This window comes from Mycobacterium sp. NGS51, assembly GCF_059812525.1.
Map to the genome: position 1 here is coordinate 104,504 of NZ_JCALCV010000017.1, position 23,756 is coordinate 128,259.

A 23,756-nucleotide genomic window follows, 5' to 3' on the forward strand; every position below is an offset into this window, starting at 1 on the left:
GCCGGTCCGCGGCACGCCGAAGAGAGTCATCACGCCAGCGCTCCACCGCGGCCGCAGACCGCGCAGGAGATGCTGCAGCTGGCGCCGAATGTGTGGCCGCGCAACGTGACTCGCGGCGACGACGGCGTGGTCAGTCTCGCTGGGACGAAAGTGACCGAGCTGGCACGCGAGTACGGCACGCCGCTGTTCATCATCGACGAAGACGACTTCCGTTCGCGCTGCCGAGAGATCGCGGCAGCCTTCGGCGGCGGGGGCAACGTGCACTACGCCGCGAAAGCGTTCCTGTCGAGCGAGATTGCCCGCTGGGTCGACCAGGAAGGTCTCTCACTTGACGTAGCCACCGGCGGGGAGCTTGCCGTGGCGCTGCACGCCGGGTTCCCCGCTGAGCGGATCGCTCTGCACGGCAACAACAAATCGGTGGCGGAGTTGACCGCGGCGGTCAAGGCCGGAATTGGTCATGTCGTGTTGGACTCGATGACCGAGATCGAACGTCTCGACGTGATCGCGGGTGAGGCCGGCGTCGTTCAGGACGTCCTGGTCCGGGTCACCGTCGGCGTGGAGGCGCACACCCACGAATTCATCTCCACGGCACACGAGGACCAGAAGTTCGGGCTCTCGCTGGCCAACGGCGCGGCGATGACCGCGGTGCGCCGGGTCTTTGCCGCCGATCACCTGAGGCTGGTCGGCCTGCACAGTCACATCGGCTCGCAGATCTTTGATGTCGGCGGGTTCGAGTTGGCCGCGCACCGCGTCATCGGGCTGCTACGCGACGTGGTGGCTGAGTTCGGCGTCGAGAAGACCGCGCAGATGTCCATCGTCGATCTTGGTGGTGGACTGGGTATCTCGTATCTCCCGCCCGACGATCCGCCGCCGATACACGATCTGGCCGCCAAGCTCAGCACGATTGTGCAGAACGAGTCAGCGGCCGTGGGCTTGCCCGCACCGCGGCTGATCGTCGAACCCGGACGCGCCATCGCCGGGCCGGGGACCATCACCCTCTACGAGGTCGGCACCGTCAAGAACGTCGATGTGAGCGCGGCTGTGCAACGCTGTTATGTCAGCGTCGACGGCGGCATGAGCGACAACATCCGCACTGCGCTCTACGGGGCGGAGTACGACGTTCGGCTGGTCTCTCGTGCCAGCGACTCCCCGCCGACGCTGGCCCGCGTCGTCGGAAAGCATTGTGAGAGTGGCGATATCGTTGTTCGCGATACCTGGGTGCCGGCCGACTTACGGCCGGGTGACCTGGTGGCCGTCGCAGCGACCGGCGCGTACTGCTATTCGCTGTCGAGTCGCTACAACTTGATCGGCCGTCCCGCGGTCGTCGCGGTGCGGGACGGGCAGGCTCGGCTAATTCTGCGCCGGGAGACGGTCGACGATCTACTGTGTCTGGAGGTGAGTCGTGAGCAGAGTTGAAACGCCAGTCGGGGTAGCGGTACTGGGACTGGGCAACGTCGGCAGCGAAGTCGTCCGGATCATCGAAGACAGTGCTGACGACCTCGCGGCCCGGATCGGCGCGCCGCTGGTACTGCGCGGTATCGGTGTGCGACGGGTCGCCGCCGACCGGGGTGTTCCGGTCGAGATGCTCACCGACAATGTCGAAGAACTGGTCTCGCGTGAAGATGTCGACATCGTCATCGAACTGATGGGACCGGTCGAACCGGCCCGCAAGGCGATCCTGTCGGCGCTCGAACGCGGCAAGTCCGTGGTCACCGCCAACAAGGCCCTGCTCTCGACCTCCACCGGGGAGCTCGCGCAGGCAGCCGAAAGCGCCAACGTGGACCTCTATTTCGAGGCGGCTGTGGCCGGTGCGATCCCCGTCATCCGCCCGCTGACCCAGTCGCTGGCCGGCGACACGGTGCAGCGGGTGGCCGGCATCGTCAACGGCACCACCAACTACATCCTTTCCGAGATGGATTCGACCGGTGCCGACTACGCGAGTGCACTGGCCGACGCGAGCGCGCTGGGTTATGCCGAGGCCGACCCCACCGCCGACGTCGAAGGCTACGACGCCGCCGCCAAAGCCGCGATCTTGGCGTCGATCGCGTTCCACACCCGGGTTACCGCCGATGACGTCTACCGCGAAGGCATCACCAAGGTCACCCCCGACGACTTCGCGGCCGCACGGGCCCTGGGCTGCACCATCAAGCTGTTGTCGATTTGTGAACGCATTACGCGCGCCGGCGAAAAGCAACGGGTTTCAGCACGGGTGTATCCAGCGCTGGTGCCATTCGAGCATCCGCTGGCCACCGTCAACGGCGCATTCAACGCCGTGGTCGTCGAGGCCGAAGCCGCCGGCAGGCTGATGTTCTACGGTCAGGGCGCCGGCGGGACGCCCACGGCGTCGGCGGTGACCGGCGACTTGGTGATGGCCGCCCGCAACCGGGTAATGCGCAGCCGTGGCCCGCGCGAGTCCCGATATGCCCAGCTGCCGATCGCCCCGATGGGCCTCATCTTGACTCGCTATTACGTCAGGATGAACGTTACCGACGAACCGGGCGTACTGTCTTCGGTCGCAGCTGAGTTCGCCAAACGCGAAGTCAGTATCGCCGAGGTCCGCCAGGAAGGGGTCGTCGACGACGACGGCCAGCGGGTCGGCGCACGCGTCGTGGTCGTCACCCACTGGGCCAACGACAGCGCATTGTCGGAGACTGTCGCCGCGCTGGCCGATTTGGATGCGGTTCAGGCCGTCGCCAGCGTGCTGCGACTGGAAGGAACCAGCGCATGAGTCCCACGAGCACCGCCAAAACCGGCACGCACCAGCCCTGGCCGGGCGTGATCGCCGCCTACCGCGACCGGTTGCCGGTCGGTGATGACTGGACGCCGGTCACGCTGCTGGAGGGCGGCACCCCGTTGATCCACGCGACCAGACTCTCCGAGCAGACCGGCTGCACAGTGCATTTGAAGGTCGAGGGCCTCAACCCGACCGGTTCGTTCAAAGACCGCGGCATGACGATGGCGGTCACCGATGCGGTGGCCCGCGGCCAGCAGGCCGTGCTGTGCGCGTCGACCGGCAACACCTCGGCCTCGGCGGCCGCATACGCTGCGCGCGCGGGCATCACCTGTGCGGTGTTGATACCGCAGGGCAAAATCGCGATGGGCAAGCTGGCTCAGGCGGTTATGCACGGCGCCAAGATCATTCAAATCGACGGCAACTTCGACGACTGTCTGGAACTTGCCCGCAAGATGGCGGCCGACTTCCCGACGATCTCCTTGGTCAACTCCGTCAACCCGGTACGCATCGAGGGACAGAAAACGGCCGCCTTCGAAATCGTCGATGCGTTGGGCAGCGCGCCGGACGTCCACGCGCTGCCAGTCGGCAACGCCGGCAACATCACCGCATATTGGAAGGGCTACAACGAATACCACCGGCAGGGGATCACCGATAGACTGCCGCGAATGTTGGGCACCCAGGCGGCCGGTGCGGCGCCGCTGGTGTTGGGGGAACCGGTGAGCCACCCCGAAACCATCGCGACTGCGATCCGGATCGGCTCGCCTGCGTCGTGGTCCTCGGCCGTCGAGGCGCAACAACAATCCAACGGACGCTTCCTGGCCGCCACCGACGACGAGATTCTCGCTGCCTATCACTTGGTGGCGCGCGCTGAAGGAGTCTTCGTCGAACCCGCATCCGCTGCCAGCGTCGCCGGTCTGCTCAAATCCATCGAGGACGGCTGGGTGCCGCGTGGATCGACGGTGGTATGTACCGTGACCGGCAATGGCCTCAAGGATCCGGACACCGCGCTGAAGGACATGCCGAGCGTCTCGGCCGTGCCGGTGGATCCGGTAGCTGTCGGCGCGAAGTTGGGACTGGCATGACCCAAATGCTGCCGGCCGGGCTGCTGGCGAGCGCTACCGTTGCGGCGTCCAGCGCCAATCTTGGCCCGGGCTTCGACAGCATCGGCTTGGCGCTGAGTGTCTATGACGAAATCATTGTAGAGACAACAGATTCCGGCGTGCAGGTTGAGGTTGAGGGCCAGGATGCCGATCAGCTTCCACGGGACGCGCGTCACCTGGTGGTTCGAGCCATCCGGTGCGGACTGCGGGCGGCGGGCGTCAGTGCGCCCGGCTTAGTGGTGCGATGCCGCAACGTCATTCCACACTCTCGCGGTCTCGGCTCATCAGCGGCGGCTGTGGTCGGCGGCCTGGCGTCGGTTAATGGCCTTCTGGCGCAAGCGGATTCGACGCTCTTGAATGAGACCCAACTCATTCAGTTGGCGTCGGAATTCGAAGGCCACCCCGATAACGCCGCGGCCTCCGTACTGGGTGGCGCAGTGGTGTCGTGGATCGACCGCAGCTGCAACCCGCCGGGCTACGCGGCGGTACGGCTGCGACTTCATCCCGACATCCACTTGTTTCCCGCGATTCCCGAAGATCGCTCCTCCACCGCCGAGACGCGGATGCTGCTTCCCACCCAGGTCAGCCACGATGACGCCCGCTTCAATATCAGCCGCGCAGCACTGTTGGTGGTCGCGCTCACCGAGCGGCCCGATCTGCTGATGACGGCAACTGAGGATGTGCTGCACCAGCCGCAGCGTGCCCCCGCGATGTCGACCTCTGCGGAATATCTTCGGCTGTTGCGACGTTGTGGCATTGCAGCTGTGCTTTCCGGTGCCGGACCTGCGGTGATCGCGTTGAGTACGGAGCCAGAGTTGCCCGCTGAGGCCGTCGAGTACGGCCTCGTAAATGGGTTCGCTGTCAGCGAGATGACCGTCGGCGACGGAGTTCGCTGGAGCGCCGGCGTTGCCGCCTCCAATTGACCCCAACAGGCCAGGGCGGGGGTTTCTTGCTTCCGACCACAAAGCGGGTTATCCTCGGAGCCGTCCAGCCAATCGCAGCATCTGCATCTGCATCAATACTGGATTGCGGCTAGGACGACCACCAATTCTTCTCATGGACGATGGTTCGCCATATATACCGCCGATCGTGGTGATCACCGTTGCAGAGTCGATGGTTGGCAGCACTCGGCGATTTGGCTGAATGCTACGAACCCCTCGCGTGAGCTGATCAGTGAGGGAAAGAAAGGAAATCCGTGACTGATACGGACCTCATCACGGCTGGCGACAGCACTGACGACCAGAAGCTGTCGAATTCCGTGACCACAAACACTCCCGCCGCCTCAGACGAAGCTACGTCGGCGGTGGATGCCAATAAGGAGTCGGACGGTTCGCTGTCGACGATGGTGCTGCCCGAACTGCGCGCGCTGGCCAATCGAGCGGGTGTCAAAGGCACATCCGGGATGCGCAAGAACGAACTGATTGCCGCGATCCGCGAAAGCCGCGGGCACACCAATGGTGCATCGGCCGGTGATAGCGGCAAGTCCGACGACAACTCGGCCGACCAAACCGCAACTTCCTCCGAGTCCGACGCCCCGCGCCGGGAACGCCGCGGCGCCTCACGCCAGGCGGGATCACCGGCCAACGATGCACCCGAGCAGGGCAAGCAGGCCGACAAAGCCGAGCAAGACGACGCCGACAAGCGCGGACGTGACCAACAGGGCACGAAGACCGACGAGCGCGATTCGGACAAAGCCGGAGACCAAGGCCAACGCGACGGCGGCGGGCAGCAGAACCGCGGCAGCGACGACGACGGCGACGGCCGCCAGGGCCGACGCGGCCGCCGGTTCCGCGAACGGCGGCGCCGCGGCGAACGGTCGGGCGACGGAGGCGAAGCCGAACTGCGCGAGGACGACGTCGTCCAGCCGGTGGCCGGCATCCTCGACGTACTGGATAACTACGCGTTCGTGCGCACGTCCGGCTATCTGGCCGGGCCGCACGACGTCTATGTCTCGATGAACATGGTGCGCAAGAACGGTTTACGGCGCGGCGATGCGGTGACCGGCGCTGTGCGGTTACCGAAGGACGGTGAACAGCCCAATCAGCGGCAGAAGTTCAACCCGCTGGTCCGATTGGACACCGTCAACGGCGGACCGGTCGAGGACGCCAAGAAGCGTCCCGATTTCACCAAGCTGACCCCGTTGTATCCCAATCAGCGGCTTCGGCTGGAAACCACCCCCGATCGGCTGACCACCCGGGTCATCGACTTGATCATGCCGATCGGTAAGGGTCAGCGTGCGCTGATCGTGTCGCCGCCCAAGGCCGGTAAGACCACGATCCTGCAGGACATCGCCAACGCGATCACCAAGAACAACCCGGAATGCCACCTGATGGTCGTGCTCGTCGACGAGCGACCTGAGGAGGTCACCGACATGCAGCGTTCGGTCAAGGGCGAGGTCATCTCCTCGACGTTCGACCGCCCGCCGTCGGATCACACCCAGGCCGCAGAGCTTGCCATCGAACGCGCCAAGCGGCTCGTCGAACAGGGCAAAGACGTTGTGGTGTTGCTCGACTCGATCACCCGCCTCGGGCGCGCCTACAACAACGCGTCGCCGGCCTCGGGCCGCATCCTGTCCGGTGGTGTGGACTCCACGGCCCTCTACCCGCCGAAGCGCTTCCTCGGCGCCGCCCGCAACATCGAAGAAGGCGGCTCGCTGACCATCATCGCCACCGCGATGGTGGAGACTGGATCCACCGGTGACACAGTCATTTTCGAGGAGTTCAAGGGCACGGGTAATGCCGAGCTCAAGCTGGACCGCAAGATCTCCGAACGGCGGGTGTTCCCGGCAGTCGACGTGAACCCATCAGGTACGCGCAAAGACGAACTGCTGCTGTCGCCCGACGAATTCGGCATCGTGCACAAGCTACGCCGCGTGCTGTCGGGGCTGGATTCCCACCAAGCCATCGACTTGCTGATGTCGCAGCTGCGGAAAACCAAGACCAACTACGAGTTCCTGGTGCAGGTGTCCAAGACGACGCCGGGCGGCTTAGACAACGACTGACCGTACGTAGCACATCGACGGTGGCGAGGCACACGGCCGTACCGCCAAGCAATGGACGTCGCGTCGGTAATGTGCGAGTCCGTGGCGGACACTCTTCAGCAACTGCTTCGCGAACGAGTTGCCGACGACGCTCCAGCGGTGAAATGCGGCGACCGGGTGTGGACCTGGCGTGAACATCTGGCGGATGCCTCGGCGACCGCCGCCGCGCTGATCGGCATCGCCGATCCCGACCGACCAATGCATGTCGGCGCGTTGCTGGGCAACACCCCCGAGATGCTCACTGCGATGGCGGCGGCCGCCCTGGGCGGTTATGTGTTGTGCGGCATCAACGACACCCGCCGCGGCGACGCCCTGGCCCGAGACATTCTGCGCGCCGATTGCCAGATACTTCTCACCGATTCCGCACACCGCGCGCTGCTCGACGGTCTGGACCTGCCCGGAGTGCAGGTGGTGGACACCGCGAGCAGCGACTGGTCGGCTGTGCGGGATGGTGCCGGCAAGCTGACCCCGTACCGCGAGGTCGCAGCAACCGACACGTTCATGATGATTTTCACCTCGGGCACCAGCGGCGAACCCAAGGCGGTACAGGTCATGCATCTGACCGTGCTGTTCGCTGGCGCGTCGCTGATCGAGCGTTTCGGAGTCGACGCCTCCGGTGTCTGCTATCTGTCGATGCCGCTGTTTCACTCCAACGCGTTACTGGCGGGGTGGAGCGTGGCCGTCGGCTCGGGCGCGGCGATGGTGCCCGCAACCTTCTCGGCGTCCGGTTTGCTGCCCGACCTTCGCCGCTACGGCGTGACCTACCTGAACTACGTCGGCAAGCCGCTGGCCTATGTGCTGGCCACGCCCGAGCAACCCGACGATCACGACAACCCGCTCCGCGTCGCATTCGGCAACGAGGCCAGCGATCGCGACATCGCCGAGTTCGGCCGGCGCTTCGGCTGCACGGTGTGGGACGGCTTCGGCTCCAGTGAGGGCGCCATCATCATCACCCGCGAGGACGGATGCCCGCCCGGTTCGCTGGGCCGGGGCTTTCCCGGCGTGGCCATCTACAACCCCGACACGAACAGCGAATGCCCGGTGGCCACCTTCTACGACGACGGCGCACTGGCCAACGCCGAGGAAGCGATCGGGGAGCTGGTCAACACGTCCGGCGCCGGGCTGTTCGCGGGCTATTACAACGACCCGGATGCCACCGGCGCGCGGCTGCGGGACGGCATGTTCTGGTCGGGTGACCTGGCCTACCGCGACGAGGAGGGCTGGATCTACTTCGCCGGTCGCAGCGGCGAATGGCTGCGCGTCGATGGCGAGAACATGACGACGGCGCCGATCGAACGCATCCTGCAACGGGTGCCGGCCATCAGCCAAGTCGCGGTCTACGCCGTGCCCGACGAGCAGGTCGGCGACCAGGTGATGGCCGCGGCGGTGTTGGCTGACAACGTCGGGTTGACGCCCGAGGAGTTCGGCGAGTTTCTGGCCGGCCAACCCGATTTGTCACCCAAGGCGTGGCCGCGTTATGTCTGGATCACCGATAGCCTGCCCAGCACGGCGACCAACAAGATCCTGAAACGGGAACTGAGGGCGCGGGGCGCCGCACCTGAAGGCGGGCAGCTGTGGACCCGGATCGGACGCGGTAACGCCTATGCCATCCTGGACCGCCCAGGCGACTGCCAGGCCAGCGCCGGTTGAGCGAACCGGTGCCCGGGAATGCCCAGGCCCATCCCTGCGTTTGGGATGAGGGCGGCTGACCTGGCATAATCAACCGCCGACACCTCAGGTTCCGGTTCACGTCCCATCGCCGATGTGATGCGGGCGACCCGGCGGCCGACGATTGAAGAGGAAATCATGAAATCTGACATTCATCCCGCATACGGCGAGACCACCGTGGTCTGCGGTTGCGGCAATACGTTCCAGACGCGCAGCACCAAGGAAAGCGGCCGCATCGTGGTCGAGGTCTGCTCGCAGTGCCACCCGTTCTACACCGGCAAGCAGAAGATCCTGGACAGCGGCGGCCGGGTGGCCCGCTTTGAGAAGCGCTACGGCAAGCGCAAGGCTGGCGCCGACAAGGCAGCCAAGACCGAGCAGGCTGAAGCCGACAAGTAGCACCGGCGCCCGAACCTGTCGCGGAACCCGCACAGGTCGGGCGTCGTTTTGTGTTCGGGTCGGTGGCATTGCGGAAAGGGACCAGCATGACGCAAAGCGTCCAAGCCATCGATGCGCTGCTGGCCGAACACGCTGAACTCGAGCTTCGACTGGCCGACCCCGAACTGCACAGCAATCCCGCCGACGCCCGCAAAGTCGGGCGGCGGTTCGCGCAGTTGGCGCCGATCGTCGCGACTCACCGCAAGTTGGAGACGGTGCGCGGTGATTTGGAGACCGCGCGGGAGCTGGCTTCGTCCGACGAGTCGTTCGCTGCTGAGGTCACCGAGCTGGAAGCACAGGCCGCCGAACTGGAAACTCAATTCACCGACATGCTGGCGCCCCGCGACCCGCACGACGCCGACGACATCGTGCTCGAGGTCAAGTCGGGGGAGGGCGGCGAAGAGTCGGCGTTGTTTGCCGCCGACCTGGCGCGGATGTATATCCGCTACGCCGAGCGGCACGGCTGGACGGTGACCGTACTCGACGAGACCACCTCGGATCTGGGCGGCTACAAGGACGCCACGTTAACCATTGCCAGCAAGGGCGACTCCGCGGACGGCGTGTGGTCGCGGATGAAGTTCGAGGGCGGGGTGCACCGGGTGCAACGCGTCCCGGTAACCGAATCTCAAGGGCGCGTGCATACCTCGGCAGCCGGTGTGCTGGTGTATCCGGAGCCCGAGGAGGTCGGCGAGGTACAGATCGACGAGTCGGATCTGCGGATCGACGTCTACCGCTCCTCCGGCAAGGGCGGTCAGGGCGTCAACACCACCGACTCCGCGGTGCGAATCACCCATTTGCCCACCGGTATTGTGGTCACCTGCCAAAACGAGCGCTCCCAGCTGCAGAATAAAGCTCGCGCGCTGCAGGTGCTCGCGGCCCGTCTGCAGGCAATAGCTGAGGAGCAGGCGCTGGCTGACGCATCGGCCGACCGCGCCAGCCAGATCCGGACTGTGGACCGCAGCGAGCGAATCCGCACCTACAACTTCCCGGAGAACCGCATCACCGACCACCGAATCGGTTTCAAGGCACACAATCTCGACCAAGTTCTCGACGGCGACCTCGACGCCTTGTTCGACGCGCTGAGCGTCGCTGACCGGCAGTCCCGGCTGCAACAGTCATGACGACCCCACTGCGGCGCGCGATCGACTCCGCTGTAGTTGCGTTAGCACAGGCCGGAATCGATTCTGCCCGTTACGATGCCGAACAGTTGGCTGCGCATTTGGTAGGTAGTGACCGCGGGAGGCTATCGCTGCTCGACGCGCCCGATGACGATTTCTTCGCGCGTTACGACGCGGTCATCACCGAGCGTTCGCGCCGGGTGCCGCTACAGCACCTCACCGGCAGCGTGGATTTCGGGCCGGTAACTCTTCGTGTTGGTCCTGGCGTATTCATCCCGCGACCTGAAACCGAGACACTTTTGGAATGGGCTATCGCGCAACGCCTTCCCGCCAATCCGGTCATCGTCGACGTCTGTACCGGATCGGGGGCATTGGCCGTCGCCCTGTCACGGTACTGGCCGGCGGCCCGGGTGCTGGGAATCGACAACGCCGATACGGCACTGGAGTACGCGCGTGAGAATGCGACGGACACCGCGGTCGAACTCGTACACGCCGACGTCACCGTCCCGGGCCTGCTCTCAGAGTTCGACGGTCAGGTCGATCTCGTCGTCGCCAACCCGCCCTATGTTCCCGATGGCACGCCGGTGGAACCCGAGGTTTCCCAACATGATCCGGAGCATGCGGTATTTGGGGGTCCGGATGGCATGACGGTGATTTCCGAGGTCGTCGGTCTTGCCGCACGGTGGCTGCGGCCGGGCGGTTTGTTCGCGGTCGAGCACGACGACACAACGTCACAGCAGACTGCCCAACTGATCACCGATACAATGCTTTTCGATGACGTCGTCGCGCGAGAGGATTTAGCCGGCCGGCCGAGGTTCGTGACTGCGCACAGAAGGAGCGGCGCATGAGTGAGCGCTTCGACTGCGCCGATCCGGGCCAGCGTTCCCGCGGAATCGCGGCGGCTGCCGGGGCGGTCAAGAACGGCCGGCTGGTGGTGTTGCCGACCGACACCGTCTACGGCATCGGCGCTGACGCGTTCGACGGCGCAGCGGTGGCGGCGCTGCTTTCGGCCAAGCGCCGTGGTCGCGACATGCCGGTGCCGGTACTGGTCGGTTCCTGGAACACCATCGACGGCCTGGCCCTGACCGTTCCGCAGGAAGTTCGCAAACTGATCCGCGCGTTCTGGCCCGGCGCGCTGAGCCTGGTCGTCCAGCAGGCCCCGTCGCTGCAGTGGGACCTCGGCGACGCCCGGGGCACCGTGATGCTGCGGATGCCCTTGCATCCGGTCGCAATCGAGTTACTGCGCGAAGTCGGGCCGATGGCGGTGTCCAGCGCCAACGTCTCGGGCAGTCCGCCCGCCGTCGACGCCGATGACGCCCATCGGCAGCTCGGAGATCTCGTCGAGATCTATCTCGACGCGGGGACATCGGCGCAACAGGCGGCCTCGACGATCCTGGACCTGACGGCGCCGACGCCGCGCATCGTGCGTCCGGGCCCGGTTACTGCCGAGGCTATTGCCGCGGTGCTCGAGGCGGATCCGGGCAGTTTGACGGGCTAATCTGCTCGGCAGCTGCGTGGAGTACGGTCTTGCGAATGTCTAGCGACGTGGACAGCCTTGCCGGCGGTCTGCTCGCCTTGTCTGATCGCGGCGCCGGCGTCCCGCTGCGCGAGCTGGTTCTGGTGGGTTTGGCTGCCGCGATCATCACCTACTTCGCGACCGGACCAGTGCGCGTGCTGGCTACCCGGTTCGGCGCGGTCGCTTACCCGCGCGAACGCGACGTGCACGTGACGCCGACACCGCGGATGGGCGGGTTGGCGATGTACCTCGGCGTCTTGGCCGCGGTCTTCCTCGCGTCGCAGCTTCCCGCGCTCACCCGCGGCTTCGTGTACTCCTCCGGCATGCCCGCTGTGCTGGTGGCGGGCGCGGTGATCGTGGGCATCGGCCTGATTGACGATCGGTGGGGCTTAGACGCGCTGACCAAGTTCGCCGGACAGATCACCGCGGCCAGTGTGCTGGTCACGATGGGGGTGGCCTGGAGCGTGCTGTACATCCCGCTCGGCGGGGTCGGCACGATCGTGCTGGACCAGGTCTCCTCGATCCTGCTCACGCTGGCATTGACCGTGTCGATCATCAACGCGATGAACTTCGTCGACGGCCTGGACGGACTGGCCGCCGGATTGGGACTGATCACCGCGTTGGCATTCTGCATGTTCTCGGTCGGGATGCTGCGCGACCATGGCGGCGACGTGCTGTTCTATCCGCCGGCGGTGATCTCGGTGGTCCTCGCCGGGGCCTGTCTAGGTTTTCTGCCGCACAACTTCTACCGGGCCCGGATCTTCATGGGGGATTCCGGCTCGATGCTGATCGGCCTGATGTTGGCCGCCGCGTCGACAACGGCGGCGGGGCCGATCTCGCAGAACGCTTATGGCGCGCGCGACGTGTTTGCTCTGTTGTCGCCGTTCCTGTTGGTGGTAGCGGTGATGTTCGTGCCGGCACTGGACATGCTGCTGGCGATCATCCGGCGTACCCGGGCCGGACTCAGCCCGTTCAGCCCCGACAAGATGCACCTGCACCATCGGCTGCTGCAGATCGGCCATTCGCACCGCCGCGTGGTGCTGTTGATCTACCTGTGGGTGGGCATCGTCGCGTTCGGCGCTGCGAGCACGATCTTTTTCGATCCGCGTGACACCGGCGCGGTGATGCTGGGCGCACTTGCGATCGCGATCATCGCCACGCTGATCCCGTTGCTACGCGGCCGCGGCGACCTCTACGACGAGGAGTAGTAGAGTCGTCGCCGATGTGGTACCGTGCAGCTAGAACCCGAAGAAACCTCGCGGGTTGCCGGCCACCCGGCCGTCGGACTCACGTCTGATCCGGCCGTTGTAAGACCGACATGGGGAGCTATTCCTTGGGTGACTCGAGCGTGCTGATTGCCCTCCGATACGCTCAACGGGCCACGCAACATTCAACCAGGCGACGCCCCCCACGCGACAACCTAGCGAGGACTGAGGTGCAGCAGTGACAACGCCAGCGCAGGACGCGCCGTTGGTGTTTCCGTCCGTTGCATTCCGGCCGATTCGGCTGCTCGTAATCTGCGTTGCACTGACCGCCGTGGCGATCGCCGTCGGCGCTTCACTTGGCCATCTGATGGTCGGCGTGTTCTTTGGGATCGGCCTTCTCATGGGTTTGCTCAACGCACTCGGTGTGCGGCGTTCGGTCACGGCGATCACTGCCGACGCGCACCCGCTCAAGTCGAAGATGGCGGTCAATTCGGCGGGCCGACTGCTGGTGATCTCCGTGATCGGGCTGATCGTCGCCTTCATCTTCAAGCCCGAGGGACTCGGTGTGGTGTTCGGGCTTGCACTTTTCCAGGTGCTATTAGTACTGAGCACCGCTCTGCCCGTTTGGAAAAAGTTACGCACGGGAACCGCCGACCTGGGACTGGACGGTGCCGGCACTGAGGGGAGGCGAGACGGCGATGACTAAGGCGCTCCTGGCCGATGCTGCAATCGAAGTCGGTGAGCATCACAAAGCCGATTGGTTCGGGCTGACCGTCAACACGGACACGATCCTGTCGAGTGCCATCGCCGCGGTGATCGTGATCGCACTGGCGTTCTTCCTGCGCGCCAAAGTCACGTCAAGCGGGGTGCCGGGTGGAGTCCAACTGTTCTTCGAAGCGATCACCATCGGCATGCGCAACCAGATCGAAGCCGCGATCGGCATGCGGATCGCACCGTTCGTGTTGCCGCTGGCGGTGACGATCTTCATCTACATCCTGATCTCGAACTGGCTGTCGGTGCTTCCTTTGCAGTACAAGGACGAGCATGGGCACGCCAGCGAACTGCTCTCTTCAGCGGCCGCGGACATCAACTACGTTCTGGCGCTGGCGTTGTTCGTCTTCATCTGTTACCACGCAGCCGGTTTCTGGCGCCGCGGCATCCTGGGGCATCCGTTCAGAGTGCTTAAGGGCCACGTCGCGTTCATGGCCCCGTTCAACCTGGTGGAAGAGATCGCCAAGCCGGTCTCGTTGTCGCTCCGGCTTTTTGGCAACATCTTCGCCGGTGGGATTCTGGTGGCGCTGATCGCGCTGTTCCCGCCGTATGTCTTGTGGGCCCCCAACGCGGTGTGGAAGGCATTCGACTTGTTCGTCGGGTTGATCCAGGCGTTCATCTTCGCGCTGCTGACTATCTTGTACTTCGCCCAGGCGATGGAGTTGGAAGAACACGACTAACAGGGCCGGCTCGCCGAGCGCAGGACCACGACAGAAAACTGGTAGACCGCTACCAGCCAGCAAGGAGGGTATGGAATGGCAGGAGTAGATCCGCAAATCGCGATGGGTGCGCTCATCGGCGGCGGACTGATCTTGGGCGGCGGTGCCGTTGGCGCCGCCATCGGTGATGGCATCGCCGGTAACGCGCTGATTTCCGGCGTTGCCCGGCAGCCCGAGGCACAGGGCCGGTTGTTCACGCCGTTCTTCATCACCGTCGGTCTGGTGGAGGCCATGTACTTCATCAACCTGGCGTTCATGGCGCTGTTCGTCTTCGCCAACCCGCTCGCCTGATCAATAGAAATGGGTGACATGAGCGCTTTTGCCCTGGCCACCAACCAGGCAGCCGAGGGAGGCAACAACTTCCTCATTCCCAACGGCACCTTCTTCGTCGAGCTGATCATCTTCTTGATCGTGCTCGGCGTGATCGGCACTTTCGTTGTGCCGCCGATCATGCGGGTGCTGCATGAGCGCGAGAACATGGTCACCAAAACGCTGGCGGACAACAAGAAGTCGGCCGAGCAGTTCGCTGCTGCCCAAGAGGACTACGAGAAAGCGATGTCCGAAGCCCGGGTCGAGGCCTCGGCCGCCCGAGACGACGCCCGGGCTGACGGCCGCAAGGTCGTCGAGGATATGCGTGCTCGCGCCGAAGAACAGGTGTCCTCGACGTTGCAGGACGCCGGTGAGCAACTCAAGCAGGAGGGCGACGCGGTGGCAGCGGAGCTGCGCTCTCAGGTCGAGAGCATGTCGACGACTTTGGCCAGCCGTATCCTCGGCGTCGAGGTCACCGCCACGACCACGGTCACCGGGGCGAGGTAACCGAGATGTCGACCTTTTTCGGACAGCTGGCCGGGTTCATCGTCATCGTGTTGTTGGTGTGGCGTTTTGTCGTGCCGCCGGTGCGCAGGCTGATGGTCGAGCGCCAAGAAACGGTGCGGAAAGAGTTGGAAGACTCAGCGGCTGCCGCCGAGCGGCTGACGGAGGCCAGCGAAGCCCACAACACGGCGCTGGAAGAGGCCAAGGCCGAAGCCCATCGGGTCACCGAAGAGGCTCATGCGGACGCCGAACGTATCGCCGAACAACTGCGGGCGCAGGCCGACGTCGAAGTTGAGCGCATCAAAGTGCAGGGCGCCAAGCAGGTCGAACTGTTGCGCGCGCAGCTGGTTCGCCAGCTGCGTCAGGACTTCGGTGCCGAATCCGTGCGGCGGGCCGGGGAACTGGTGCGCGACTACGTCGCCGACTCGGCGCAGCAGTCCGACACCGTCGACCGCTTTCTCAACGACCTCGACGCGATGGCGCCATCTGAGGCCGCCGTCGAATATCCGGTGCTGGCCAAGATGCGGTCAGCCAGCCGTCGAGCGCTGACCGAGCTGGCGGAGCGGTTCGGTGAAACCGCAGGCGACCTCGACGACAGAAAGCTGACCACGCTCGCCGACGAACTCGCATCGGTCGCCACCATGCTGAACCGTGAAGTCGTCGTCACCCGGTATCTGACCGTGCCGGCCGAGGACACCGCCGCTCGCGTCCGCTTGCTCGAGCGGCTGGTGTCCGGCAAAGTCAGCGAACCCACGCTCGATGTACTCCGTACCGCCGTATCGGCGCGCTGGTCCACCAACTCCGACCTCGTGGACGCCATTGAACACATTGCGCGGCAAGCATTGTTGTTGCGCGCCGAACGAGCGGATCAGGTTGACGAGGTGGAAGATCAGATCTTCCGGTTCAGCCGCATCCTCGATGCCGAGCCCAGGTTGGCAGTCCTGCTGGGCGATTACAGCGCATCCGCCGAAGGCCGGGTCCAGTTGCTGCGCAACGTACTCGAGGGCGCTGCCGGCCGTGTCAACCCGATCGCGGCCGCGTTGCTGGCCCAGACGATTGAGTTGCTGCGAGGCGAGCCGGCCGAAGACGCGGTCAATGGCCTGGCCGCAGTCGCGGTTGCTCGCCGCGGCGAGGTCGTCGCACATGTCCGCGCCGCGGCCGAACTCAGCGATCAACAACGCACCCGCCTCACCGAGGTGCTCAGCCGGATCTACGGTCACCCGGTGACGGTGCAGATGCAGATCGACCCCAAACTGCTGGGCGGACTTTCCATCTCGGTCGGCGACGAGGTAATCGACGGTACGCTCTCGTCGCGTCTCGCCGCAGCCGAGAACCAGCTGCCGGACTAAAGCACGCACAGACTGAACCACAAGCCAGAGACCACAATCAACAAGCAGGAAGACGAAAAGCCATGGCAGAGTTGACAATCTCCGCTGAAGATATTCAGGGCGCGATCGAGGAATACGTTAGCTCCTTCACCTCCGACACTGCCCGCGAGGAGGTCGGCACCGTCGTCGACGCCGGCGACGGTATTGCGCACGTCGAGGGCCTGCCGTCGGTGATGACCCAGGAACTTCTCGAGTTCCCCGGCGGGGTGCTGGGCGTCGCGCTCAACCTCGACGAACACAACGTCGGCGCGGTGATCCTGGGTGACTACGAAAACATCGAAGAAGGCCAACAAGTCAAGCGGACCGGCGAAGTGCTCTCCGTGCCGGTTGGCGATGGCTTCCTCGGCCGCGTGGTCGACCCGCTCGGCCAACCGATCGACGGGCGCGGCGATATCGAATCCGACACTCGCAGGGCGCTGGAGATTCAAGCGCCATCAGTGGTGCAACGACAGGGCGTCAAAGAGCCGCTGCAAACCGGTATCAAGGCCGTCGACTCGATGACCCCGATCGGGCGCGGTCAGCGGCAGCTGATCATCGGTGACCGCAAGACCGGCAAGACTGCGGTGTGCGTCGACACCATCCTCAACCAGCGCCAAAACTGGGAATCTGGGGATGCCGAAAAGCAGGTGCGGTGCGTGTATGTCGCCATCGGCCAGAAGGGCACCACCATCGCCGCCGTGCACCGCACTCTGGAAGACGGCGGCGCGATGGACTACACCACGATCGTCGCCGCGCCCGCGTCGGATTCCGCCGGATTCAAATGGCTTGCGCCGTACACCGGTTCGGCGATTGCGCAGCACTGGATGTACGACGGTAAGCACGTACTGATCGTGTTCGACGACCTGAGCAAGCAGGCCGAGGCCTACCGGGCGATCTCGCTGCTGCTGCGCCGCCCGCCGGGCCGCGAAGCCTATCCCGGCGACGTGTTCTATCTGCATTCGCGGCTGCTGGAACGGTGCGCGAAACTGTCCGATGAGTTGGGGGGCGGCTCGCTGACCGGTCTGCCGATCATCGAGACCAAGGCCAACGACATCTCGGCCTACATCCCGACCAACGTCATCTCGATCACCGACGGGCAGTGCTTCCTGGAGTCCGATCTTTTCAACCAGGGTGTGCGCCCGGCCATCAACGTCGGGGTATCGGTGTCACGGGTGGGTGGCGCGGCGCAGATCAAGGCGATGAAAGAAGTAGCAGGAAGTCTCCGCTTGGATCTCTCGCAGTACCGCGAACTGGAGTCGTTCGCGGCGTTCGCCTCCGATCTGGACGCCACGTCCAAAGCACAGTTGGAACGTGGTGCGCGTCTGGTTGAACTGCTCAAACAACCGCAAGCTCGACCGATGCCCGTGGAGGAGCAGGTGATTTCGATCTTCCTGGGCACATCCGGTCACCTGGATTCGGTCCCGGTCGAAGACATCAGCCGGTTCGAGGCCGAGTTCCTCGACCACGTTCGGGCTTCCGAAGAGCAGATTCTTTCCGAGATCCGGGAATCCCAGAAGCTCAGCGAAGAGTCCGCTGACAAGCTGACCGAGGCGGTCAATAACTTCAAGAAGGGCTTCGCGGCCACCGGCGGTGGGTCGGTCGTGCCCGACGAGCATGTCGAAGCCCTCGACGAAGAGAAGTTGGGCAAAGAAGCAGTGCAGGTTCACAAGCCCGCCCCGAAGAAGAAGAAGTAATCGAGGATGGCAGCCACCCTTCGCGAATTGCGGGGCCGGATCCGCTCTGCGGGGTCGATCAAAAAGATCACCAAAGCCCAAGAGCTGATTGCGACGTCGCGTATCGGCAGGGCCCAAGCCCGCCTTGAGTCGGCCCGTCCCTATGTCACTGGCATCACCAACATGCTCACGACTCTGGCCAGCGAAGCGGCTCTGGATCATCCGCTGCTCGTCGAGCGTCCCGATCGCACACGGGCCGGCGTTCTGGTGGTGTCATCCGACCGCGGCCTCTGTGGCGCCTACAACTCGAGTGTTTTTCGGCGTGCCGAGGAGCTGTTCTCCTTATTGCGGGATGAGGGCAAGACGCCGGTACTCTACGTAGTCGGCCGGAAAGCGCTGAATTACTACACATTCCGGAATTGGGACATCGTCGAATCGTGGACCGGGTTCTCCGAGCAGCCGCAGTACGAGAATGCTGTCGAGATCGCCGATGCGCTCGTGGATGCGTTCATGGCCGGAGCGGGCGGCAACGGTGACGAGCGTGTATCTGACGACATCACCGGGGTCGACGAGTTGCACATCGTCTCGACCGAGTTCAAGTCGATGATGTCGCAATCGGCTGAGGCACACCGGATCGCCCCGATGGTGGTCGAGTACGTCGGGGAGGACACCGGGCTGCACACGCTGTACTCGTTCGAACCGGACGCCACCACACTGTTCGAGTCGCTGCTGCCGCGCTACCTGACCACGCGCGTGTACGCCGCGCTGCTCGAAGCCGCGGCGTCAGAGCTGGCGTCACGTCAGCGGGCGATGAAGTCGGCCACCGACAACGCCGACGACCTCATCAAGGAACTCACGCTGGCGGCCAACCGCGAGCGGCAGGGTCAGATCACTCAAGAAATCAGCGAAATCGTCGGCGGCGCAAACGCGCTCGCCGAGGCCGCTAGCTAAGACCCCATCAGGAAGCGAAGAAGATATGGCTGCTACCACTCAAAAGTCGGCAAAGAAAGAGAAGACCGACACCAACGGCCGCGTAGTGCGGGTTACCGGGCCGGTGGTCGACGTCGAGTTCCCTCGCGGTTCCGTGCCGGAGTTGTTCAACGCACTGCACGCCGAGGTTACTTTTAAAGAGCTCGCGAAAACGTTGACGCTGGAAGTGTCGCTGCACCTAGGCGACAACCTGGTGCGCACGATCTCGATGCAGCCCACTGACGGGCTAGTGCGCGGCGTCGAGGTGATCGACACCGGGACCTCGATCTCGGTGCCGGTCGGCGATGGCGTCAAGGGCCACGTCTTCAACGCGCTCGGCGACTGCCTGGACGAGAAGGACTACGGCAAGGACTTCGACCACTGGCCGATTCACCGTAAGCCGCCGGCTTTCGACGAGCTGGAGCCGCGCACCGAAATGCTCGAGACCGGCCTCAAAGTCGTCGACTTGCTCACGCCATATGTGCGTGGCGGCAAGATCGCACTATTCGGCGGCGCGGGCGTGGGCAAGACGGTGTTGATTCAGGAGATGATCAACCGTATCGCCCGCAACTTCGGTGGCACTTCGGTGTTCGCCGGTGTCGGCGAGCGCACCCGCGAGGGCAATGACCTGTGGGTTGAGCTCGGCGAAGCCGACGTGCTCAAGGACACCGCGCTGGTGTTCGGTCAGATGGACGAGCCGCCCGGCACCCGTATGCGAGTCGCGCTGTCCGCCCTGACGATGGCCGAGTACTTCCGCGACGAGGAGGGGCAGGACGTCCTGCTGTTCATCGACAACATCTTCCGGTTCACCCAGGCCGGATCAGAGGTGTCGACGCTGCTCGGCCGGATGCCCTCGGCGGTGGGATACCAGCCGACCTTGGCCGACGAGATGGGCGAGTTGCAGGAGCGCATCACCTCGACGCGGGGCAAGTCGATCACCTCGATGCAGGCGGTCTACGTCCCGGCCGACGACTACACCGACCCGGCGCCGGCGACGACGTTCGCTCACCTCGATGCCACCACCGAGCTGAGCCGGGCGGTGTTCTCCAAGGGCATCTTCCCCGCGGTCGACCCGTTGGCGTCGAGCTCCACCATCCTCGACCCGGGTGTGGTGGGCGACGAGCATTACCGCGTCGCGCAAGAGGTCATTCGGATCTTGCAGCGCTACAAGGACCTTCAGGACATCATCGCGATTCTCGGAATCGACGAGCTGTCCGAGGAGGACAAGCAGCAGGTGCAGCGCGCGCGGCGGATTGAGCGGTTCCTCTCGCAGAACATGATGGCCGCAGAACAGTTCACCGGTCAGCCTGGTTCAACCGTGCCGCTCAAGGAGACCATCGAGGCTTTCGACAAGCTGACTAAAGGCGAGTTCGACCATGTTCCCGAGCAGGCTTTCTTCTTGATCGGTGGTCTTGACGACTTGGCCAAGAAGGCTGAGAGTTTCGGCGCAAAGCTGGACGGCGGGGGATCGAAGAATGGCGGCGCCAAAAAGGACAACGCCAAAAAGGGCAACGCTGCCGACGAGGAATCCAAAAAGAGCGACTAGGCCGCGAAGATCGGCTGGGCACAACTGATGACGTCCGGCCAACGGCGAAGGTTCAGCAGGGAAGGTTGGGTGTGACGTGGCCGAGTTGGACGTCGAGATCGTCGCCGTCGACCGGAAGATCTGGTCGGGCAAGGGGACGTTCATCTTCACTCGCACCACCGTCGGCGAGATCGGCATCATGCCACGGCATATCCCGTTGGTCGCCCAGTTGGTCGATGACGCCATGGTGCGTGTCGAGCGCGAGGGCGAAGACGATCTGCGTATCGCGGTGGACGGCGGCTTTCTCTCGGTAACCGAGGAAGGCGTCAGCATTCTCGCGGAGTCTGCGGAATTCGAATCAGAGATCGATGAGGCCGCTGCCAAACAGGATTCCGAGTCCGACGACCCACGTACCGCGGCCCGGGGGCGCGCTAGATTGCGCGCCGTCGGCGCGCTCGATTAGCGCGGCCGCGGCCTATGAGCGCGCCCACGATCGCCATGGTCGTGCTCATCGCCGTGCTGGGAGTTGCCGTCGTTGCGCTGAGTTATCGGCTGTGGAAATTGCGCCAGGGCGGAACGGCGGCCATCATGCGCGACATCCCGGCCACCGGTGGCCATGGGTGGCGGCACGGGGTAATCCGGTATCGCGGCGGTGAGGCCGCGTTCTATCGGCTGTCCAGTGTTCGGTTGTGGCCTGATCGCCGGCTGAGCAGACGTGGTATCGAGATCATCTCGCGACGCTCACCACGCGGCGACGAGTTCGACATCATGACCGAAGAGATCGTCGTGCTGGAACTACGCGACACAACCCAGGACCGTAGGTGGGGATATGAAATCGCTCTTGACCGAGGTGCATTGACCGCGTTTCTGTCGTGGCTGGAGTCTCGGCCCTCGCCGCGGGCGCGCCGCCGCAGCACCTGACGCTCTTAGTTGGCGGGCGACTCGGGTTGCCCGCCGCCCGGTTGCCAAAGCACGTCGCCACCGGGGTTGGCCAGCCGGGACAAGATGAATAGCAAGTCGGACAAGCGATTCAGGTATTTCGCGGGCAGGGTGCTGACGTCCGACGGATGCTCGTCGACGGCTGCCCACGCCGAGCGCTCGGCGCGCCGCACGACAGTCCTGGCGACGTGCAGTAGCGCCGAAAGTGGTGAACCACCGGGCAATATAAAGGAGTTCAGCGTTGGCAGGTTTTCGTTGAACTCGTCACACCATGTTTCTAACCGGTCGATATAGGGCTGGACGACCCGCAGCGGGGGGTATTTCGGATTCTCGACGACAGGGGTGGACAGGTCAGCGCCGGCATCGAAGAGGTCATTTTGGATCTGCCGCAGTACGTCGGCTATACGCTGCTCGGGATTACCCAGGGCGATTGCGGTGCCGATCGTCGCGTTCGCCTCGTCGCAGTCGGCGTAGGCGACCAGTCGCGCATCAGTCTTGGGCACCCGCGAGAAATCGCTCAACCCGGTGGTCCCGTCGTCGCCGGTGCGGGTGTAGATGCGGGTCAGGTGTACGGCCATGGGTAAAAACGGTACCGGCCTGACTGACACGTGCGGTACCGCTCATTAAACTAACTTGCGTGGCTGAGCGTTTCGTGGTGACCGGCGGCAACCGGTTGTCAGGCGAAGTTGCTGTTGGGGGCGCCAAGAACAGCGTGCTGAAGTTGATGGCCGCGACGCTGCTGGCCGAGGGCACCAGCACGATCACCAACTGCCCCGACATTCTCGATGTCCCACTGATGGCCGAAGTGCTACGCGGCCTGGGCGCCACCGTCGAACTGTCCGGGTCAACCGTGCGCATCACCTCCCCGGACGAGCCGAAGTACGACGCGGACTTCGCTGCGGTCCGTCAGTTCCGTGCCTCGGTCTGTGTGCTGGGGCCCCTGGTCGGACGGTGCAAACGGGCCAAGGTTGCGCTGCCCGGAGGTGATGCCATCGGATCGCGTCCGCTGGACATGCACCAGGCCGGCCTGCGGCAGTTGGGCGCACACTGCAACATCGAGCACGGCTGCGTCGTCGCCCACGCAGATACGTTGCGCGGTGCAGAGATTCAGTTGGAGTTCCCCTCGGTGGGGGCGACCGAGAACATCTTGATGGCCGCGGTCGTGGCTGAGGGTGTCACCACGATCCACAATGCGGCGCGCGAACCCGATGTCGTTGACCTGTGCACGATGCTCAACCAGATGGGCGCCCAGGTCGAAGGTGCGGGTTCGCCGACGATGACGATTACCGGCGTGCCGCGGCTCTATCCCACCGAGCACCGGGTGATCGGGGACCGGATCGTCGCCGCGACCTGGGGCATCGCGGCAGCGATGACCCGTGGCGACATCTCGGTGACTGGCATCGATCCCGCGCATCTGCAGGTCGTGCTGCACAAGCTGCACGATGCAGGTGCCACCGTTACCCAGACCGATGACAGCTTTCGGGTAGCGCAGTACGAGCGCCCGAAAGCGGTGAACGTCGCGACGCTGCCCTTCCCGGGGTTTCCCACGGATCTGCAGCCGATGGCGATCGGCCTGGCATCGATCGCCGACGGCACGTCGATGATCACCGAGAACGTGTTCGAGGCGCGGTTCCGGTTCGTCGAGGAAATGATCCGACTCGGTGCCGATGCCCGCACCGACGGACACCACGCCGTCGTTCGAGGCATCCCGCAACTATCCAGCGCGCCGGTGTGGTCGTCGGACATCCGGGCGGGAGCGGGTCTGGTGCTCGCTGGGTTGGTGGCCGACGGCGACACAGAAGTGCATGATGTCTTCCACATCGATCGCGGCTATCCGTTGTTTGTGGAAAACCTCGTCAGTCTTGGGGCGGAGATCGAGCGGGTAGAATAAGCAGGACTTAACGACTCTCGTCGATCCTCTTAGCGGAACGACCTCGAGTTGACCGCGCCTGTGCCGCGGAGTATAGTGGCAGGGTTGCCTGTTCACGGGTGTTGTTTGAGAACTCAATAGTGTGTTTGGTGGTTTTTGTTTGTTGTTGTTTTTTTGCCGCATTTCTGGCGCCCCGTGTTGGGAGTGTGGTGTTTTTTGATGCCAGTTTTTTGGTGTCTTTTTGTTAGGTCAGATTTTCTCTGATTGGCCTTGGCGCCCGGGTTTGGGTGTTTT

23 protein-coding genes are annotated in these 23,756 nt (G+C 64.4%); 22 read left to right on the top strand and 1 reads right to left on the bottom strand.

What is annotated here, in order from left to right; all coding sequences use genetic code 11:
• Window positions 1-69: 69 nt before the first annotated feature.
• From lysA to AC5Y5W_RS19830, 21 genes are all read left to right on the top strand, one after another.
• Window positions 70-1,416, top strand: a complete 1,347-nt coding sequence (gene lysA, locus AC5Y5W_RS19730) for a diaminopimelate decarboxylase (RefSeq protein WP_500012201.1) — start codon at window positions 70-72, stop codon at window positions 1,414-1,416.
• Window positions 1,403-2,728: a homoserine dehydrogenase gene (locus AC5Y5W_RS19735; protein ID WP_500012154.1), complete on the top strand. Its 1,326-nt coding sequence runs from the start codon at window positions 1,403-1,405 to the stop codon at window positions 2,726-2,728. The genes lysA and AC5Y5W_RS19735 overlap by 14 nt, the downstream gene beginning before the upstream one ends.
• Entirely contained in the window at window positions 2,725-3,816 is a 1,092-nt protein-coding gene (thrC, locus tag AC5Y5W_RS19740) for a threonine synthase (RefSeq protein ID WP_500012156.1), read from the top strand. The genes AC5Y5W_RS19735 and thrC overlap by 4 nt, the downstream gene beginning before the upstream one ends.
• Window positions 3,813-4,757, top strand: a complete 945-nt coding sequence (gene thrB, locus AC5Y5W_RS19745; protein ID WP_500012158.1) for a homoserine kinase — start codon at window positions 3,813-3,815, stop codon at window positions 4,755-4,757. The genes thrC and thrB overlap by 4 nt, the downstream gene beginning before the upstream one ends.
• Window positions 4,758-5,029: 272 nt before the next feature.
• On the top strand, window positions 5,030-6,835 hold the full coding sequence (rho, locus tag AC5Y5W_RS19750) for a transcription termination factor Rho (protein WP_500012160.1): 1,806 nt from the start codon (window positions 5,030-5,032) through the stop codon (window positions 6,833-6,835).
• A gap of 81 nt (window positions 6,836-6,916) precedes the next feature.
• Window positions 6,917-8,524, top strand: a complete 1,608-nt coding sequence (fadD1, locus tag AC5Y5W_RS19755) for a fatty-acid--CoA ligase FadD1 (protein ID WP_500012162.1) — start codon at window positions 6,917-6,919, stop codon at window positions 8,522-8,524.
• Window positions 8,525-8,680: 156 nt separating this feature from the next.
• Window positions 8,681-8,938: a 50S ribosomal protein L31 gene (gene rpmE, locus AC5Y5W_RS19760; RefSeq protein ID WP_500012203.1), complete on the top strand. Its 258-nt coding sequence runs from the start codon at window positions 8,681-8,683 to the stop codon at window positions 8,936-8,938.
• An 86-nt stretch (window positions 8,939-9,024) separates the two neighbouring features.
• Complete coding sequence (gene prfA / locus AC5Y5W_RS19765) at window positions 9,025-10,098, top strand: peptide chain release factor 1 (protein ID WP_500012164.1); 1,074 nt, start codon at window positions 9,025-9,027, stop codon at window positions 10,096-10,098.
• Entirely contained in the window at window positions 10,095-10,943 is an 849-nt protein-coding gene (prmC, locus tag AC5Y5W_RS19770) for a peptide chain release factor N(5)-glutamine methyltransferase (RefSeq protein ID WP_500012166.1), read from the top strand. The genes prfA and prmC overlap by 4 nt, the downstream gene beginning before the upstream one ends.
• The gene (locus tag AC5Y5W_RS19775; protein WP_500012168.1) at window positions 10,940-11,593 is read left to right on the top strand and encodes an L-threonylcarbamoyladenylate synthase; all 654 of its coding nucleotides are present in this window, start codon (window positions 10,940-10,942) and stop codon (window positions 11,591-11,593) included. Before prmC ends, AC5Y5W_RS19775 begins: the two co-directional genes overlap by 4 nt.
• Window positions 11,594-11,628: 35 nt before the next feature.
• On the top strand, window positions 11,629-12,819 hold the full coding sequence (locus AC5Y5W_RS19780) for a glycosyltransferase family 4 protein (RefSeq protein ID WP_499891813.1): 1,191 nt from the start codon (window positions 11,629-11,631) through the stop codon (window positions 12,817-12,819).
• A gap of 235 nt (window positions 12,820-13,054) precedes the next feature.
• Complete coding sequence (locus AC5Y5W_RS19785) at window positions 13,055-13,522, top strand: ATP synthase subunit I (protein WP_500012170.1); 468 nt, start codon at window positions 13,055-13,057, stop codon at window positions 13,520-13,522.
• The gene (gene atpB, locus AC5Y5W_RS19790; RefSeq protein ID WP_500012172.1) at window positions 13,515-14,267 is read left to right on the top strand and encodes a F0F1 ATP synthase subunit A; all 753 of its coding nucleotides are present in this window, start codon (window positions 13,515-13,517) and stop codon (window positions 14,265-14,267) included. Before AC5Y5W_RS19785 ends, atpB begins: the two co-directional genes overlap by 8 nt.
• A gap of 75 nt (window positions 14,268-14,342) precedes the next feature.
• The gene (locus AC5Y5W_RS19795; protein WP_065014437.1) at window positions 14,343-14,597 is read left to right on the top strand and encodes a F0F1 ATP synthase subunit C; all 255 of its coding nucleotides are present in this window, start codon (window positions 14,343-14,345) and stop codon (window positions 14,595-14,597) included.
• A 9-nt stretch (window positions 14,598-14,606) separates the two neighbouring features.
• Entirely contained in the window at window positions 14,607-15,122 is a 516-nt protein-coding gene (locus AC5Y5W_RS19800) for a F0F1 ATP synthase subunit B (RefSeq protein WP_500012174.1), read from the top strand.
• Window positions 15,123-15,127: 5 nt separating this feature from the next.
• Window positions 15,128-16,468: a F0F1 ATP synthase subunit B/delta gene (locus AC5Y5W_RS19805; protein WP_500012176.1), complete on the top strand. Its 1,341-nt coding sequence runs from the start codon at window positions 15,128-15,130 to the stop codon at window positions 16,466-16,468.
• A 62-nt stretch (window positions 16,469-16,530) separates the two neighbouring features.
• The gene (atpA, locus tag AC5Y5W_RS19810) at window positions 16,531-18,180 is read left to right on the top strand and encodes a F0F1 ATP synthase subunit alpha (protein ID WP_499891808.1); all 1,650 of its coding nucleotides are present in this window, start codon (window positions 16,531-16,533) and stop codon (window positions 18,178-18,180) included.
• 6 nt (window positions 18,181-18,186) lie between these two features.
• Window positions 18,187-19,110 (top strand): F0F1 ATP synthase subunit gamma, encoded by a 924-nt coding sequence (locus AC5Y5W_RS19815; protein ID WP_500012178.1) that lies wholly within the window; start codon window positions 18,187-18,189, stop codon window positions 19,108-19,110.
• Between the two features lie 25 nt (window positions 19,111-19,135).
• Window positions 19,136-20,674, top strand: a complete 1,539-nt coding sequence (gene atpD / locus AC5Y5W_RS19820) for a F0F1 ATP synthase subunit beta (protein WP_500012180.1) — start codon at window positions 19,136-19,138, stop codon at window positions 20,672-20,674.
• 76 nt (window positions 20,675-20,750) lie between these two features.
• The gene (locus tag AC5Y5W_RS19825; protein WP_499891805.1) at window positions 20,751-21,116 is read left to right on the top strand and encodes a F0F1 ATP synthase subunit epsilon; all 366 of its coding nucleotides are present in this window, start codon (window positions 20,751-20,753) and stop codon (window positions 21,114-21,116) included.
• A 14-nt stretch (window positions 21,117-21,130) separates the two neighbouring features.
• The gene (locus tag AC5Y5W_RS19830; protein ID WP_499891804.1) at window positions 21,131-21,574 is read left to right on the top strand and encodes a DUF2550 domain-containing protein; all 444 of its coding nucleotides are present in this window, start codon (window positions 21,131-21,133) and stop codon (window positions 21,572-21,574) included.
• A gap of 5 nt (window positions 21,575-21,579) precedes the next feature.
• Here AC5Y5W_RS19830 and AC5Y5W_RS19835 read toward each other — a convergent pair whose 3' ends face one another.
• Window positions 21,580-22,170, bottom strand: coding sequence for a cob(I)yrinic acid a,c-diamide adenosyltransferase (locus AC5Y5W_RS19835; protein ID WP_500012182.1), 591 nt, complete (start codon window positions 22,168-22,170; stop codon window positions 21,580-21,582).
• A gap of 59 nt (window positions 22,171-22,229) precedes the next feature.
• On the opposite strand from AC5Y5W_RS19835, the gene murA reads away from it, so the two are divergent.
• Window positions 22,230-23,483: a UDP-N-acetylglucosamine 1-carboxyvinyltransferase gene (gene murA / locus AC5Y5W_RS19840; protein WP_065014446.1), complete on the top strand. Its 1,254-nt coding sequence runs from the start codon at window positions 22,230-22,232 to the stop codon at window positions 23,481-23,483.
• Window positions 23,484-23,756 lie beyond the last annotated feature (273 nt).